This is a genomic window from Yersinia canariae, assembly GCF_009831415.1.
GTDB lineage: Bacteria > Pseudomonadota > Gammaproteobacteria > Enterobacterales > Enterobacteriaceae > Yersinia > Yersinia canariae.
Genome location: NZ_CP043727.1, coordinates 4,366,555 through 4,381,292 on the forward strand (window position 1 = coordinate 4,366,555; position 14,738 = coordinate 4,381,292).

Consider the following 14,738-nt stretch of genomic DNA (forward strand, 5'->3'; position numbering starts at 1 on the left):
TTATTTTTTACTACGGCGACGTACGATGAACTTATCAGTACGCTTGTTGCTACGGGTCTTCTTACCTTTGGTTTGAACGCCCCACGGAGTTACCGGGTGCTTACCAAAGTTACGACCTTCACCACCACCGTGTGGGTGATCTACCGGGTTCATCGCCGTACCGCGAACGGTAGGACGAATACCACGCCAACGACTAGCACCTGCTTTACCCAGGACACGCAGCATGTGTTCAGCGTTACCGACTTCACCTAAGGTGGCGCGGCAATCAGCTTGAACCTTGCGCATTTCGCCGGAGCGCAGACGCAGAGTAACGTAGGAACCGTCACGAGCAACGATCTGAACGTACGCACCAGCAGAACGAGCCAATTGGCCGCCTTTACCTGGTTTCATTTCTACGTTATGAACCGTTGAACCAACTGGGATGTTACGCATAGGCAGGGTGTTACCCGCTTTAATTGCAGCATCAACACCAGATTGAATCTGGTCACCAGCTTTCAGGCCTTTCGGCGCCAGGATGTAACGGCGTTCGCCGTCTTTGTACAGAACCAGCGCGATGTTCGCGGAACGGTTCGGATCGTACTCCAGACGCTCTACCACAGCAGGAATACCATCTTTGTTGCGTTTGAAGTCAACCAGACGATAATGTTGCTTGTGGCCACCACCGATATGACGGGTAGTGATACGGCCATTGTTGTTACGGCCACCGCTTTTGCTTAATTTCTCAAGCAACGGGGCATAAGGCTTACCCTTGTGCAGCTCAGGGTTAACCACTTTAACAACGTGGCGACGACCCGGAGATGTAGGTTTACATTTAACAATTGCCATTGTTTACTCCTCCGACTTACTCTGCGCCGCCGATGAAGTCCAGATTCTGGCCTTCTTTCAGGGTGACGTAAGCTTTTTTCCAGTCGCTACGACGACCAACACGCTGACCGTGACGCTTACTCTTGCCTTTAACCAGCAAGGTGTTAACGTCTTCGACTTCGACTTCAAACAGTTTCTGCACTGCAGCTTTAATTTCTGCTTTGGTCGCGTCTTTGGCAACTTTGAGAACGATGGTGTTATTCTTTTCCATCGCAGCGGATGCTTTTTCAGATACATGCGGCGCGCGCAGTACTTTCAGCAGACGTTCTTCACGAATCATGCCAGCATCTCCTCAACTTGCTTCACAGCATCAGCAGTCATAACCACTTTGTCGAAGGCGATCAGGCTAACTGGGTCAATACCAGCAACATCACGGACATCAACCTTGTACAGGTTGCGAGCTGCCAAGAACAAGTTCTCGTCCAGTTCACCAGTGATGATCAGTACATCTTCCAGAGCCATATCTTTCAGTTTCTGCGCCAGCAACTTAGTTTTAGGTGCTTCAACAGAGAACTTTTCGACAATGATCAGACGATCTTGACGTACCAATTCGGACAGAATGCTTTTCAGCGCGCCGCGGTACATCTTTTTATTTACTTTTTGACTGTGGTCCTGAGGCTTCGCAGCAAAGGTCACACCACCTGAACGCCAGATTGGGCTCTTTACAGAACCTGCACGTGCGCGGCCGGTACCTTTCTGGCGCCACGGTTTTTTACCGGAACCAGTCACTTCAGCGCGGGTCTTCTGAGCACGAGTACCTTGACGGGCACCTGCTGCATAAGCAACAACAACCTGATGTACCAGCGCTTCGTTGAAATCACGACCGAAGGTAGTTTCGGAAACAGTCAGCGCGCCTTGCGCGTCTTTCAATACTAATTCCATTGCTATCCCCTTACGCCTTCACAGCTGGTTTAACGATCAGGTTGCCACCGGTTGCGCCCGGTACAGCACCCTTAACCAGCAGCAGGTTGCGCTCAGCGTCAACACGTACTACGTCCAGGCTTTGAACGGTTACACGCTCGTCACCCAGGTGGCCAGCCATTTTCTTGCCTTTGAACACTTTGCCCGGAGTCTGGTTTTGACCGATAGAACCCGGAACGCGGTGAGACAAGGAGTTACCATGGGTAGCATCTTGGGTGCGGAAGTTCCAGCGCTTAACAGTACCGGCAAAACCTTTACCTTTAGATGTACCTGTAACATCGACTTTTTTAACGTCTGCAAAAATCTCGACGCTAATTTCTTGACCCGCAGTGAATTCTTGACCTTCTGGAAGGCGGAATTCCCACAGACCACGGCCAGCTTCTACGCCAGCTTTAGCGAAATGACCCGCTTCTGGTTTAGTAACGCGGTTAGCTTTTTTAGCACCGGTAGTTACTTGCACAGCACGGTATCCGTCGTTCTCCAGGCTTTTGACCTGAGTTACGCGGTTCGCTTCAATTTCGATAACAGTTACTGGGATTGAAACGCCATCTTCTGTGAAGATACGAGTCATGCCCACTTTCTTACCGACTAAACCAATCATTGTTTCAACCTCTCAATCGCTCAATGACCTGATTAACCCAGGCTGATCTGCACGTCTACACCGGCAGCCAGATCCAGACGCATCAGAGCATCAACGGTTTTCTCGGTTGGCTCAACGATGTCAACCAGACGCTTGTGAGTGCGAATCTCGTACTGATCGCGCGCATCTTTATTGACGTGCGGAGAGATCAGAACGGTAAAGCGCTCTTTGCGAGTTGGCAGCGGGATCGGACCACGAACCTGCGCACCAGTGCGCTTGGCAGTCTCGACGATTTCCGCAGTTGATTGGTCGATCAAACGATGATCAAACGCTTTCAGGCGGATACGGATTCTTTGGTTCTGCATGAGACCAGAGCTCCAATTATTTATAAACGTAAATGATTACTCCTCGCACCCATTTCGATTGATGGGGGAGTGTAATCGTTCAACATATAACCCCCATATCGGGAGTATTGTTCGGTTTTAGCACTAGGCTATAGCCGACAGATTAGTTTCAATCTGACCTATCAAGATTAGGTAGGCCCGCGCATTATACGTAAATTCCAGCAGTAAGCAAGCCAGTGTTGAAAATCTATGCGAAAACTTGCCAGATAATTTCATTGGCGAGGAATAAAGTTATTTTGGTGAGTTCAGAAATGAGAAAGAGTGAGAACAATGTTGTTCTCACTCTTTTAACTGAATAATGTCATAGCTGGATAAATAAGAACCCATACAGCAAGTTAAGGAGCTAGTCTTTTGCCAATTGAGCCTGTGAGTAATTCTGTATTCCCAGACGTTCGATAAGACTAAGCTCTGTTTCAAGCCAATCTATGTGGCCTTCTTCTTCAGCCAGAATTTCTTTCAACAGATCGCGGCTGACGTAATCATGTATTGAATCAGCATAGGCGATGCCTTCGCGTAGATCCTTTGCACCTGCCAACTCAAGGGCTAAATCGGACTTCAGTATTTCCTCAACATCCTCACCAATATTCAGCTTACCCAAATCTTGTAAGTTAGGAATACCTTCAAGGAATAAGATGCGCTCGATGTATTTATCTGCATGCTTCATTTCGTCGATGGATTCGTGATACTCCTTATCATTAAGGCGCATCAATCCCCAGTTTTTGAACATACGGGCGTGGAGAAAATATTGATTGATAGCAACTAACTCGTTTCCGAGCAGTTTATTGAGATGTGCAATTATCTTTTTATCGCCTTTCATAGATAAACCCTCCGCTTCCAGTACTAAAAGTGTAGTACCAGATGGCAAAGTATGGGGGAAAACTTCTCCCGGCTAACTATTAGGCAACATCATTCATTTCTGGAATGTTTGCGCGTTCCTCGATCAAAATCTCTCTCGCCTGTCGAATGCATTTTCCACAGTCGGTACCAATCGGTACTAATTGACGCAGTTGTTGAATGGTATGTGGGTGGTGCTGACGTACAGCTTTACGGATAACTTTGTCAGATATCGCATTACACAGGCAAACATACATAAAATGACTCACTTCTTAACCAGTATCTACAGTGTAAATAAGAATGCGAGTTATTTCAATTAAGATTATTTTCTTCAGACAATAAAAAAGGGCGCCGAAGCGCCCTTTTAACTTAATCAATAAAACAATTAAGCGATAACTTTAGCAACAACACCAGCGCCTACAGTACGGCCGCCTTCACGGATTGCGAAACGCAGGCCGTCGTCCATTGCGATTGGGTGAATCAGAGTAACAACCATGTTGATGTTGTCACCTGGCATCACCATTTCAACGCCTTCTGGCAGTTCGATGGTACCGGTTACGTCAGTTGTACGGAAGTAGAACTGAGGACGGTAGCCTTTGAAGAACGGAGTATGACGACCGCCTTCATCTTTGCTCAGAATATAAACTTCTGATTCAAAGGTAGTGTGTGGCTTGATAGAACCTGGTTTAGCAAGAACTTGACCACGTTCGATATCTTCACGTTTGATACCACGCAGCAGAACACCAACGTTCTCACCAGCACGGCCTTCGTCCAGCAGTTTGCGGAACATTTCAACGCCAGTACAAGTAGATTTAACAGTATCTTTGATACCAACGATCTCTACTTCTTCACCGACTTTAACGATACCGCGCTCTACACGACCAGTTACAACAGTACCACGGCCTGAGATAGAGAATACGTCTTCGATTGGCAGCAAGAATGGCTTATCAACCGCACGTTCTGGTTCTGGGATGTAAGTATCCAGGTAGCCAGCCAGTTCGATGATTTTGTCTTCCCACTCTTTAACGCCTTCCAGCGCTTTCAGAGCTGAGCCTTTAACTACTGGGATGTCATCGCCTGGGAAATCATAAGCAGAAAGAAGTTCACGAACTTCCATTTCTACCAATTCCAGCAGCTCTTCATCGTCAACCATGTCGCATTTGTTCATAAATACGATCATGTAAGGAACGCCAACCTGACGACCCAACAGGATGTGCTCGCGAGTCTGTGGCATAGGGCCATCAGTTGCAGCAACAACCAGGATAGCGCCGTCCATCTGAGCAGCACCGGTGATCATGTTTTTAACGTAGTCGGCGTGCCCTGGGCAGTCAACGTGCGCATAGTGACGTGACGGGGTGTCATATTCAACGTGAGAAGTGTTGATGGTGATACCACGTGCTTTTTCTTCTGGTGCGTTATCGATCTGATCGAAAGCACGAGCGCTACCGCCGTAGGTTTTAGCCAAAACGGTGGTGATTGCTGCAGTCAGGGTAGTTTTACCATGGTCAACGTGGCCGATAGTACCGACGTTTACATGGGGTTTGGTACGTTCAAATTTTTCTTTAGACACGACTATATTCCTTACTCTTGTGCTCTCCCACTTATGAGAGAGCACTGGATCATTGTTTTAAACCCGAAAGCTTATTTGCCACGGGCTTCGATAACGGCTTTAGCGACGTTACTAGGTGCTTCAGCATACTCCAGGAATTCCATGGAGTAAGAAGCACGGCCCTGAGTCTGAGAACGCAGGTCAGTAGCATAACCGAACATTTCAGACAACGGAACCTTGACGCGAACGGTTTTACCGGTAGCAGTATCTTCCATACCTTCGATGATACCACGACGACGGTTAAGGTCGCCCATTACGTCACCCATGTAATCTTCAGGGGTTTCGACTTCAACCTTCATGATTGGCTCAAGCAGAACTGGTTTAGCTCGTTTGAACCCTTCTTTAAAGGCGATAGAACCGGCTAATTTAAACGCCAATTCTGAGGAGTCAACGTCATGGTAAGAACCGTAGTGCAGACGGATTTTAACGTCAACAACTGGGTAACCAGCCAGAGGACCGGCTTTCAGTTGTTCCTGGATACCTTTATCAACAGCAGGGATGAACTCTTTAGGAATAGAACCACCAACGATTTCGTTGACGAATTCATACCCAGCGCCACCCGGTGGTAACGGAGACATGTCGATAACAACATGACCGTACTGACCACGACCGCCTGATTGCTTAGCGTGCTTACCTTCGACATCCTTAACGGTGTCGCGGATAGTTTCACGGTATGCAACCTGAGGTTTACCGACGTTTGCTTCCACGTTAAATTCGCGGCGCATACGGTCAACCAGGATATCCAAGTGCAGCTCACCCATACCAGCGATGATAGTCTGACCAGATTCTTCGTCAGTCCAAACGCGGAATGATGGATCTTCTTTTGCCAGACGACCCAGAGCCATACCCATTTTTTCTTGGTCGGCTTTGGTTTTTGGTTCAACGGCAACAGAGATTACTGGCTCTGGGAACTCCATACGTTCCAAGATGATCGGATTAGCTGGGTCACACAAGGTGTCACCAGTCGTCACGTCTTTCAGACCAATCGCTGCTGCGATGTCGCCTGCACGAACTTCTTTGATCTCTTCACGTTTGTTTGCGTGCATCTGAACGATACGGCCCAGACGCTCACGCTGTGAACGTACTGAGTTCAACACGGTGTCACCGGAGTTAACAACGCCAGAGTACACACGGAAGAACGTCAGGTTACCCACAAACGGGTCGGTAGCAATTTTGAACGCCAGTGCAGAGAACGGCTCTTTGTCGTCTGAGTGACGAACAGCCGGAGTATCTTTACCGTCGTCCAAAATACCGTTGATTGCTTCAACGTCAGTTGGTGCTGGCAGATAGTCGATAACTGCATCCAGCATTGCCTGTACGCCTTTGTTCTTAAACGCAGAACCACAGGTAACCAAGATGACTTCGTTGCGCAGAACACGTTGACGCAAAGCTTTCTTGATTTCTTCTTCAGTCAGCTCTTCGCCGCCCAAATATTTATCCATCAGCTCATCTGACGCTTCTGCAGCAGATTCAACCAGATTCTGGTGCCATTCAGCAGCCAGTTCAGCCATATCAGCCGGGATCTCTTCGTATTCGAAGGTCACGCCCTGATCAGCTTCGTTCCAGTTGATCGCTTTCATTTTCACCAGGTCGATAATACCGGTGAATTTCTCTTCCGCGCCGATTGCCAGTTGCAATGGAACTGGATTCGCGCCCAGACGAGATTTAATCTGACCAACAACTTTCAGGAAGTTAGCACCCATGCGGTCCATTTTGTTAACGAACGCAATGCGTGGAACTTTATATTTGTTAGCCTGACGCCATACGGTCTCAGACTGTGGCTGAACACCACCAACTGCACAGTAAACCATTACCGCACCATCAAGAACACGCATGGAACGTTCTACTTCGATAGTGAAGTCAACGTGCCCTGGGGTGTCAATGATATTGACGTGATGTGGTTCGTACTGTTTAGCCATACCAGACCAGAAGCAGGTAGTAGCCGCAGAAGTAATGGTAATACCACGCTCCTGCTCCTGTTCCATCCAGTCCATGGTGGCTGCGCCGTCATGAACTTCACCGATTTTATGGTTTACACCGGTGTAAAACAGGATACGTTCGGTAGTGGTTGTCTTACCGGCGTCGATGTGAGCGCTGATACCGATATTACGATAGCGCTCAATGGGTGTTTTACGAGCCATTTGATTCCTCTATTCCTAGGGCGTTCATTCGGTTAACCCATGCGGGTTGGCTATTAAAAGCGCCCGCATGGTTAGCATGACTACTGCGTGGTGATTACCAGCGGTAGTGCGCGAACGCCTTGTTAGCTTCGGCCATACGGTGAACGTCTTCACGTTTCTTAACAGCAGAACCTTTGTTCTCTGCTGCGTCAGACAGTTCATTCGCCAAGCGCAAAGCCATGGATTTATCACCGCGTTTACGAGCAGCATCAACGATCCAACGCATTGCCAAGGCATTACGACGAACCGGGCGAACTTCAACTGGTACCTGATAAGTAGAACCACCAACGCGGCGAGACTTAACTTCGACAGTCGGGCGCACGTTGTCCAGAGCTACTTCGAAAGCTTCCAGAAAATCTTTACCAGAACGCTGAGCCAGGGTCTCCAGCGCGGTATAGACGATTGCTTCTGCAGTAGATTTTTTACCATCTACCATCAGGATATTTACAAATTTAGCCAGCAATTCGGATCCGAACTTAGGATCTGGTAAAATTTTACGCTGGCCAATTACACGACGACGTGGCATGGAAATACTCCGTTGTTAATTCAGGGTTGTCCAAAACTCTAAGAGTTTATTTTGACATTAATGTGAAAATGTTTGGCCTTACTTAACGGAGAACCATTAAGCCTTTGGCTTCTTCACGCCGTACTTAGAACGTGATTGCTTACGGTCTTTAACACCTGAGCAGTCAAGCGCGCCGCGAACGGTGTGGTAACGCACACCTGGCAAGTCTTTAACACGACCGCCACGGATCAGGATCACGGAGTGTTCCTGAAGGTTATGACCTTCACCGCCGATGTAGGAGGTGACTTCAAAACCGTTAGTTAAACGCACACGGCAAACTTTACGCAGTGCGGAGTTAGGTTTTTTTGGAGTGGTTGTATATACGCGGGTACATACACCACGTTTCTGCGGGCATGCTTCCAGAGCAGGAACGTTGCTTTTAGCAACCTTCATGCTGCGTGGCTTGCGAACCAGCTGGTTAATCGTTGCCATTATTAAAAAAGCTCCTGGTTTTTTGCTTCGTAAACACGTGATAAATCCCCCTCGTTTGCACTACTGGCAGAGAACGAGGACGCAGAATTTTATGGCTGACTATCTAAGGTGTCAAGAAATATACAGCATTGACTGCATTACCATGCCAGTTGTTGCTGATGTTTTAGGGTCAAATCCACGAAGTGAGTATAGCCGATTAGCATCGCGCTGTCTGAAATTTGACCACATAAACCGCGCGCAATAACATCATCTTCCAAGACAAATAGCGAAGCTGGGTTATTTAACAATAAGTTAAGACTTTCGCTGTTTTTCAAAACAGCCATCACTCCATCTTGCAGAAATAAAATCTCATCTTCAGATGTGACCAATTTCAGCAATGCAGATAAATCACAGTGATAAGGTGAATGACTGACGGTAAACAGCATTATGGCTACCCAAATCTCATTAAAAAGTCAGCACAACATCATAATTTGCCAATTGGCTGCGCAAATTTACCGGAGATAATACCTCGACATCAAGTATCCAATCCGTCACTTCACTCAATCCGCGCTGCTGCAATGAGGCTTCACAAATATAAAAATTCTCGACATCGTACAGCGGTAAGACACCGAAAGTAGCAATATAGTTTCTGGCGAGAATTTTTTCTGGCTGCTGCTGTGGAAGCAATTGTAATACGCCATCGGAAAGGAAGAATACGCCCAAGTTTTCACTCAGTGCTGATGTTGCCAGCAAAGCATCCAGCCCCTCGCGCCCTGCCGAATTACCATGAGGGCCTTGGGTGAAAACAAATGCGACGCGTTTTATTGCCATTAAAATTGCACCATACGGTCACAGGTTAAGGCCGCCTCTGCCAGCGCCCCCAACCCACTCAACGTAAAACCGGGTTGCAGATTTGCTGCCGCCAAATTGAGTTGTTCGGCTTCATGTTGGTCAGTAACACCACGACGCAATGCCGCCGCCACACAGACATTCAATGTAACAGCATGTTCGCTCGCCAATTGTTGCCATGCACGAACTAAGTCAAATTCATCATTAGCAGGGGCCGTTAATTGGTTAGCATTCAAAACACCTTCGCGATAGAAGAAAACACTAACCAAATTATGACCGGCGTTTATCAGAGCTTGTGCAAACTGATAGGCACTACTGGCCTGCTGAGTGCCGTAAGCTGGCCCCGTAACCAGCAGGCAATAGTTCGCCATATTCACACCTGACATTAACGATCATGCCCGACAAAATCGCCACTTTTGAATTGGCGAATGTAGAGATAAACAGTGTGTTTAGAAATATTTAGCCGTTCAGCGACCTGATTAATGGCATCTTTGATATCAAAAATACCTTTCTCATACAGATTGAGAACAACCTGACGGTTCTTAGCATTGTTAGAAACATTGCGGTCGGCATTCACTTCCTCAATGGTGAACTCCAATGTCTGCGCCACCAAGTCATCAACTGATGAGGCAAAGTTTACTGAGGAAGGAACTTCTTGTGTTTCCGGCGGCATAAACGTCTGAATAATTTGTGAGAAAGGTACATCCAGATTCATGTTGATGCACAGCAAACCAATGACGCGCTGGTCGCGGTTACGGATAGCGATAGTGACTGATTTCATCAGCACGCCGCTTTTGGCTCTCGTGAAATAAGCTTTTGAAACACTGCTGTCAGCGCCCGCCATGTCGTGCAGCATCCGCAGGGCCAGATCTGTTATTGGGGAACCAATCTGCCGGCCGGTATGTTCACCATTCGCAATTCTTACCGCAGAGCTTTTCAGGTCTTCCAGTGAATGCAGGACAATCTCACAGTGGTTGCCAATAAGCATCGCCAAACCATCAACGATAGCTTCATATGATTTGAGTATTTCATGGTCCGTCTGACTGAACGGACGTTCATCCAGTAAATCCAGTTCACTGGTTTCGCTACTGAGAAGCGAATTAGACATCGAAGACACCATCCTCTACGTAAAGCCTGTCTCAATATCGTTGGCAGACTCATAACTCAATATCTTGAATTTTAAGTCTAGCAAATATGCCGAGATAAAATCCTTGCGTTCGCGCGTGATATTGACGTTAAGCCCACAAGCTATAAATCGTCAAGTTATCAACGAGCAGAAGTGCGAATTGATATACCGCAAAAAAAACCGCCACGACAATTATCGCGACGGTTATGAGTATCACCGGGCACTACTCTACGACAACCAATACGCTAAATTACTTCTTAGCTTTTGTATCCGCAGCAGCAGGTTGTGCTTCTTGAGCATCAGCTTTAGGCGCGGCTTTCACATCCAATAACTCAACATCAAATACCAGAGTAGAGTTTGCAGGGATGCCTGGGACGCCAGTTTTGCCGTAAGCCAGTTCTGGTGGGATAACCAGAGTTATCTTGCCGCCTTTCTTGATTTGTTTCAGGCCTTCGGTCCAGCCTGGGATAACACCATCAAGACGGAAAGACAGCGGCTCGCCACGTTTGTAAGAGTTATCAAACTCAGTGCCGTCGGTCAGTGTCCCTTTGTAGTTAACGACGACGGTGTCGCTGTCTTTTGGCGCATCACCTGCACCGGCTTTCTCTACTTTGTACAGCAAGCCAGATTCAGTTTTCTTCACATCTTTTTCTTTTGCGAAGGTTTCGCGGTACTTAGCGCCTTTATCGGCGTTTTCTTTAGCATCCTGCTCCATTTTGGCCTGAGCAGAAGCTTTTACGCGCGCTTCAAAACCTTGCAAAGTTTTTTCGATTTCTTCGTCAGTCAGTTTACTTTTGCTGGCAAAAGCATCCTGAACACCGGCGATCAACTGGTCTTTATCCAGCTTAATGCCCAACTTTTCTTGCTCTTTCAGGGAGTTATCCATGTAACGCCCTAAGGAAGCACCTAATGCATACGCTGATTGCTGGTCATCATTCTTAAATGCGCTATTTGTCGTTGCTGCCGCGTCAGCAGTTTTAGCTGTTTCAGCAGCAAAAGTAGCAGAGGTATTCAGGGTCAGCGCCATGGTCGTAGCCAGTAGCGTTACTTTAAACAGTGATTTCATCCATTTCTCCATTGGCTTAAGGACACTTACCCCAAGCAACGATTATAAGTGTAACTTGTACTATAACTGTCTGTGCGAACACAAAACAATCTCTATGCTAATGCTATTAAGTGATATTAAGACTTTTTTTACTACAAGAAGTTTCGTTTTATCGATATCTTGACCCTCGCGGGGTAATCATGGAGTTTTACAGGTAGAATCAATCCTCCCTGCCTTATCCCCTATTATCACCGGATAGCCTATTATTACCGGATAGAAAGTGGCCTAAGGGCATGGTTTGCAGTCATGAGAGGTAACTAAAATGGAACAATCCCTGTTTGAACAACGGCTGGAAATGCTAGAAAGCCGTCTGGCATTTCAGGAGGTGACGATTGAAGAACTCAATTTGATCGTGACGGAGCACCAGATGGAAATGACCAAACTGCGGGAGCATCTGCGTTTATTGACCGATAAACTGCGAGAATCTCAGTCTTCAATGATGGCCTCGCCAGCAGAAGAGACACCGCCTCCGCACTATTAACGCCAGCGGTTAAGATACCGTAGCGCAGATAGCAAAAAGCCAGCCGCAAGGCTGGCTTTTGACTGAGCAATGTCAGATTTTAGTGACAGCCGCAGCCGCCGCCTTTACCACAACCGCCTTTACCGTGCTCATGACCGTGCTCACCTTCATCATGGCCGTGGCCGCCGCAGCAACCGTCACCGTGTTCATGGTGATGATCATGCTCACCATGTACGTGGCCATGCTGCAGTTCTTCTTCTGTTGCTTCACGGATTGCAACCACTTCAACGTGGAAGTTCAAATCCTGGCCTGCCAACATATGGTTGCCGTCAACCACAACATGCTCGTCTTCAACAGCAGTGATTTCGACCGGCACTGGACCTTGATCAGTATCTGCCAGGAAACGCATGCCGACTTCCAACTCGTCAACACCCATGAAGACGTCTTTCGGTACGCGCTGCACCAGATTTTCATCATAGCTGCCGTAACCTTCGTCAGCATTCACACGCACATCAAAGCTGTCACCAGCTTCGTGGCCTTCGAGCGCTTTTTCCAAACCAGCGATCAGGGAACCGTGTCCGTGCAGGTAGTCCAACGGCGCGCTCACCGGAGACTCATCAACTAAAACACCGTCTTCTGTACGTACCTGGTAAGCCAGGCTGACCACCAAGTCTTTTGCTACTTTCATGATATCTCCTACCCTTGGAACAAAAATTGGCACAGATTGTAGCGGAAATCTGCACCGCTGTACTCACCAGCATAAAAAATCGCGAAGGATAACGCTACTCCGGATGGAAAATACCGATCACTTGTTCATGCGGCCGAACGTGTTTATTAACCTGCTCATCCGTCTGACGCTGATGGTGACCGCACTTCACGCACTCCACCACTTCAACGTGATCTTCACGCCATAAAGCCAGAGTATCCAATGCTTTACATTGTGGACAAACTGCTCCAGCAATGAATCTTTTACGTGTTTTCGTCTTGCTATTTGACGTCGTTGTCATCGTTTTCTCCGGCATTATTCGTATTCATCCCAGCCATCTAACTGCCGACTTTCATGCAGCATTTCTCGTTGGAAAATATCTTCCAGTTCACGGCGGGCTTCTTTAACTCTGGAAATTTGCGCGACATCACCATGATGCTGTGGCACCAATTCACGTAACATTCGCATATCAAGACGACGGAAATGTTGTTGCGCCCGGTAGGCCTGATGCGGATGCATACCTAACCCCAGCAATGTTTTGCGCCCCAGTTCCAGCGCACTGGAAAAGGTTTCGCGAGTAAAATCTTTAACACCGTTTTGCAGTAACTCATGTGCTTCAACGCGCCCTCTGGCACGGGCCAAAATGTGCAGATTGGGGAAATGTTGCTGGCACAAATGCACCAAAGTCATGGTGTCTTCCGGCTCATTACAGGTAATCACGATAGCTTTGGCTTTTTCTGCCCCAGCGGCCCGCAGCAGTTCTAGCTCAGTGGCATCACCATAGTAAACTTTATAGCCATATTTGCGCATAACACTGACAGCACTGACATCGCGCTCCAACACGGTAATGCGCATTTTGTTCGCCATCAGTAAGCGGCCAATCACCTGACCAAAGCGCCCAAAACCAACAATAATCACCTGCGGGTCATTGTCTTCAACAAACGGTTTTTCATCACTTTCTTCTTGTGCGTTGTAACGGCGAACCAAAATACGGTCAATCCCCTGCATCAGTAACGGGGTTGTCATCATTGAGAGTGTGACCACCACCAGCAGCAGTGCCAGTTGTTCAGCATCTAAAACGTGCTGAGAAAATGCCGCCGAGAACAGCACAAAAGCGAACTCACCGCCCTGACTTAGCACTCCAGCAAATTGCAACCGCACCGAACGACGCAAGCCAAATGTCCGCGCTAAACCATACAGCACGGTGCCTTTGATAAAGACCAGCACCAGAACACCTAGCAGCACATCCAACAGATGAGTGAACAGGACACCGAGGTTCAAGGCCATCCCGACCGAGATGAAAAACAACCCAAGTAACAACCCTTTAAAGGGTTCGATGGCGATTTCCAATTCATGCTGGAATTCACTTTCGGCCAGTAAGATGCCCGCAATAAATGTCCCTAATGCCATCGACAAACCCAGGGCATCCATAAACAGCGCAGAACCTAAAACCACAAGCAAAGCCGCGGCAGTAAAGACTTCCCGCACGCCAGAGGCCACAATGTAGCGAAACAGCGGGCGCAGCAAATACCGGCCCCCAATCAGCATGCCAGCAAAAGCCGCGACCTTGACTCCAATCTTAACCCAGTCATTAGCACCACCGCCGCCGCCAGCCAAAATAGGAATCAGGGCCAATGCTGGAATAACCGCCATATCCTGGAACAGCAAGACGGAGAAACCGAGCTGGCCGCCTTCGTTGCGGTTCATGCCCTTTTCCCGCATTAATTGCAATGCCATGGCCGTTGAGGACATCGCCAGACCGACACCGCCGATAAGCGCCGCCTGCCAGGCGAATTGGGTGAAATAGAGCAATGCTCCCAGCACCGCCGCCGTTATCACCACCTGACCGGCACCGACACCAAAAATCGAGCGGCGCAATTGCCAAAGCTTGGCCGGATTTAACTCCAAACCAATGATAAACATCAGGAAAACAACACCCAACTCTGAAAAATGGAGTATTTCGTCAACATCACGAATAAACCCCAACCCCCAAGGGCCAATGGCAATACCCGCTATCAAATAGCCCAATACCGCGCCGATACCCAAGCGTTGGGCAATGGGAACCGCCACCACAGCGGCAAATAAAAATAATAAAATCGCGGTCAGTAGCGCCGAGCCTTCCAT

20 protein-coding genes are annotated in these 14,738 nt (G+C 48.0%); 1 reads left to right on the plus strand and 19 read right to left on the minus strand.

The features are described from left to right. The 16 genes from rplB to fkpA form a co-directional block, all read right to left on the minus strand. Complete coding sequence (gene rplB, locus F0T03_RS20055) at window positions 1-825, minus strand: 50S ribosomal protein L2 (protein WP_002213425.1); 825 nt, start codon at window positions 823-825, stop codon at window positions 1-3. A gap of 16 nt (window positions 826-841) precedes the next feature. Next, window positions 842-1,144: a 50S ribosomal protein L23 gene (rplW, locus tag F0T03_RS20060; protein WP_005159841.1), complete on the minus strand. Its 303-nt coding sequence runs from the start codon at window positions 1,142-1,144 to the stop codon at window positions 842-844. Next, window positions 1,141-1,746: a 50S ribosomal protein L4 gene (gene rplD / locus F0T03_RS20065; protein ID WP_004391426.1), complete on the minus strand. Its 606-nt coding sequence runs from the start codon at window positions 1,744-1,746 to the stop codon at window positions 1,141-1,143. The genes rplW and rplD overlap by 4 nt, the downstream gene beginning before the upstream one ends. A gap of 10 nt (window positions 1,747-1,756) precedes the next feature. Continuing rightward, entirely contained in the window at window positions 1,757-2,386 is a 630-nt protein-coding gene (gene rplC, locus F0T03_RS20070; RefSeq protein WP_004709250.1) for a 50S ribosomal protein L3, read from the minus strand. Between the two features lie 32 nt (window positions 2,387-2,418). Continuing rightward, entirely contained in the window at window positions 2,419-2,730 is a 312-nt protein-coding gene (gene rpsJ / locus F0T03_RS20075; RefSeq protein ID WP_001181005.1) for a 30S ribosomal protein S10, read from the minus strand. 382 nt (window positions 2,731-3,112) lie between these two features. After that, window positions 3,113-3,586 carry a bacterioferritin gene (bfr, locus tag F0T03_RS20080; protein ID WP_032820222.1) on the minus strand — a complete coding sequence of 158 codons (474 nt, stop codon included), beginning with the start codon at window positions 3,584-3,586 and terminating at the stop codon, window positions 3,113-3,115. A 79-nt stretch (window positions 3,587-3,665) separates the two neighbouring features. Beyond that, a complete protein-coding gene (gene bfd, locus F0T03_RS20085; RefSeq protein ID WP_050099597.1) occupies window positions 3,666-3,860 on the minus strand; it encodes a bacterioferritin-associated ferredoxin in 195 nt (64 codons plus the stop codon). 128 nt (window positions 3,861-3,988) lie between these two features. Then, entirely contained in the window at window positions 3,989-5,173 is a 1,185-nt protein-coding gene (gene tuf, locus F0T03_RS20090; RefSeq protein ID WP_004391430.1) for an elongation factor Tu, read from the minus strand. Window positions 5,174-5,244: 71 nt separating this feature from the next. Further along, window positions 5,245-7,353, minus strand: coding sequence for an elongation factor G (gene fusA / locus F0T03_RS20095; protein ID WP_145555459.1), 2,109 nt, complete (start codon window positions 7,351-7,353; stop codon window positions 5,245-5,247). Between the two features lie 94 nt (window positions 7,354-7,447). Beyond that, on the minus strand, window positions 7,448-7,918 hold the full coding sequence (gene rpsG / locus F0T03_RS20100) for a 30S ribosomal protein S7 (protein WP_002212324.1): 471 nt from the start codon (window positions 7,916-7,918) through the stop codon (window positions 7,448-7,450). 96 nt (window positions 7,919-8,014) lie between these two features. Continuing rightward, on the minus strand, window positions 8,015-8,389 hold the full coding sequence (rpsL, locus tag F0T03_RS20105; RefSeq protein ID WP_002212323.1) for a 30S ribosomal protein S12: 375 nt from the start codon (window positions 8,387-8,389) through the stop codon (window positions 8,015-8,017). Between the two features lie 137 nt (window positions 8,390-8,526). Beyond that, a complete protein-coding gene (gene tusB / locus F0T03_RS20110) occupies window positions 8,527-8,814 on the minus strand; it encodes a sulfurtransferase complex subunit TusB (RefSeq protein ID WP_145555458.1) in 288 nt (95 codons plus the stop codon). A 19-nt stretch (window positions 8,815-8,833) separates the two neighbouring features. Further along, window positions 8,834-9,199, minus strand: a complete 366-nt coding sequence (gene tusC / locus F0T03_RS20115) for a sulfurtransferase complex subunit TusC (protein ID WP_159680255.1) — start codon at window positions 9,197-9,199, stop codon at window positions 8,834-8,836. Then, complete coding sequence (tusD, locus tag F0T03_RS20120) at window positions 9,199-9,588, minus strand: sulfurtransferase complex subunit TusD (RefSeq protein WP_162526990.1); 390 nt, start codon at window positions 9,586-9,588, stop codon at window positions 9,199-9,201. Before tusD ends, tusC begins: the two co-directional genes overlap by 1 nt. A gap of 14 nt (window positions 9,589-9,602) precedes the next feature. Further along, window positions 9,603-10,325 carry a helix-turn-helix transcriptional regulator gene (locus F0T03_RS20125; protein WP_162526991.1) on the minus strand — a complete coding sequence of 241 codons (723 nt, stop codon included), beginning with the start codon at window positions 10,323-10,325 and terminating at the stop codon, window positions 9,603-9,605. Between the two features lie 268 nt (window positions 10,326-10,593). Then, a complete protein-coding gene (fkpA, locus tag F0T03_RS20130; protein WP_159680257.1) occupies window positions 10,594-11,409 on the minus strand; it encodes an FKBP-type peptidyl-prolyl cis-trans isomerase in 816 nt (271 codons plus the stop codon). 301 nt (window positions 11,410-11,710) lie between these two features. On the opposite strand from fkpA, the gene F0T03_RS20135 reads away from it, so the two are divergent. Continuing rightward, window positions 11,711-11,929 (plus strand): protein SlyX, encoded by a 219-nt coding sequence (locus tag F0T03_RS20135; RefSeq protein WP_005186209.1) that lies wholly within the window; start codon window positions 11,711-11,713, stop codon window positions 11,927-11,929. A 79-nt stretch (window positions 11,930-12,008) separates the two neighbouring features. Here the strand turns inward: F0T03_RS20135 and slyD are convergent, their stop codons facing one another. The 3 genes from slyD to kefB all read right to left on the minus strand — a co-directional run bounded on the left by slyD (window position 12,009) and on the right by kefB (window position 14,738). Then, window positions 12,009-12,596 (minus strand): peptidylprolyl isomerase, encoded by a 588-nt coding sequence (gene slyD, locus F0T03_RS20140; RefSeq protein WP_004709267.1) that lies wholly within the window; start codon window positions 12,594-12,596, stop codon window positions 12,009-12,011. 94 nt (window positions 12,597-12,690) lie between these two features. Continuing rightward, window positions 12,691-12,915, minus strand: a complete 225-nt coding sequence (locus F0T03_RS20145) for a YheV family putative zinc ribbon protein (protein WP_145555453.1) — start codon at window positions 12,913-12,915, stop codon at window positions 12,691-12,693. Between the two features lie 14 nt (window positions 12,916-12,929). Then, window positions 12,930-14,738 carry a glutathione-regulated potassium-efflux system protein KefB gene (kefB, locus tag F0T03_RS20150; protein WP_159680261.1) on the minus strand — a complete coding sequence of 603 codons (1,809 nt, stop codon included), beginning with the start codon at window positions 14,736-14,738 and terminating at the stop codon, window positions 12,930-12,932.

Excerpts from the sequence above, each read along its gene's own strand:
- rpsG (WP_002212324.1), bottom strand. The coding sequence starts at position 7,918 with ATGCCACGTCGTCGTGTAATTGGCCAGCGTAAAATTTTACCAGATCCT.
- rplW (WP_005159841.1), bottom strand. The coding sequence starts at position 1,144 with ATGATTCGTGAAGAACGTCTGCTGAAAGTACTGCGCGCGCCGCATGTA.
- fkpA (WP_159680257.1), bottom strand. The coding sequence starts at position 11,409 with ATGAAATCACTGTTTAAAGTAACGCTACTGGCTACGACCATGGCGCTG.
- tusC (WP_159680255.1), bottom strand. The coding sequence starts at position 9,199 with ATGGCAATAAAACGCGTCGCATTTGTTTTCACCCAAGGCCCTCATGGT.
- rpsL (WP_002212323.1), bottom strand. The coding sequence starts at position 8,389 with ATGGCAACGATTAACCAGCTGGTTCGCAAGCCACGCAGCATGAAGGTT.
- rplB (WP_002213425.1), bottom strand. The coding sequence starts at position 825 with ATGGCAATTGTTAAATGTAAACCTACATCTCCGGGTCGTCGCCACGTT.
- fusA (WP_145555459.1), bottom strand. The coding sequence starts at position 7,353 with ATGGCTCGTAAAACACCCATTGAGCGCTATCGTAATATCGGTATCAGC.
- F0T03_RS20125 (WP_162526991.1), bottom strand. The coding sequence starts at position 10,325 with ATGTCTAATTCGCTTCTCAGTAGCGAAACCAGTGAACTGGATTTACTG.
- slyD (WP_004709267.1), bottom strand. The coding sequence starts at position 12,596 with ATGAAAGTAGCAAAAGACTTGGTGGTCAGCCTGGCTTACCAGGTACGT.
- kefB (WP_159680261.1), bottom strand. The coding sequence starts at position 14,738 with ATGGAAGGCTCGGCGCTACTGACCGCGATTTTATTATTTTTATTTGCC.
- rplD (WP_004391426.1), bottom strand. The coding sequence starts at position 1,746 with ATGGAATTAGTATTGAAAGACGCGCAAGGCGCGCTGACTGTTTCCGAA.
- F0T03_RS20135 (WP_005186209.1), top strand. The coding sequence starts at position 11,711 with ATGGAACAATCCCTGTTTGAACAACGGCTGGAAATGCTAGAAAGCCGT.
- rplC (WP_004709250.1), bottom strand. The coding sequence starts at position 2,386 with ATGATTGGTTTAGTCGGTAAGAAAGTGGGCATGACTCGTATCTTCACA.
- tusB (WP_145555458.1), bottom strand. The coding sequence starts at position 8,814 with ATGCTGTTTACCGTCAGTCATTCACCTTATCACTGTGATTTATCTGCA.
- bfr (WP_032820222.1), bottom strand. The coding sequence starts at position 3,586 with ATGAAAGGCGATAAAAAGATAATTGCACATCTCAATAAACTGCTCGGA.
- tusD (WP_162526990.1), bottom strand. The coding sequence starts at position 9,588 with ATGGCGAACTATTGCCTGCTGGTTACGGGGCCAGCTTACGGCACTCAG.
- rpsJ (WP_001181005.1), bottom strand. The coding sequence starts at position 2,730 with ATGCAGAACCAAAGAATCCGTATCCGCCTGAAAGCGTTTGATCATCGT.
- bfd (WP_050099597.1), bottom strand. The coding sequence starts at position 3,860 with ATGTATGTTTGCCTGTGTAATGCGATATCTGACAAAGTTATCCGTAAA.
- F0T03_RS20145 (WP_145555453.1), bottom strand. The coding sequence starts at position 12,915 with ATGACAACGACGTCAAATAGCAAGACGAAAACACGTAAAAGATTCATT.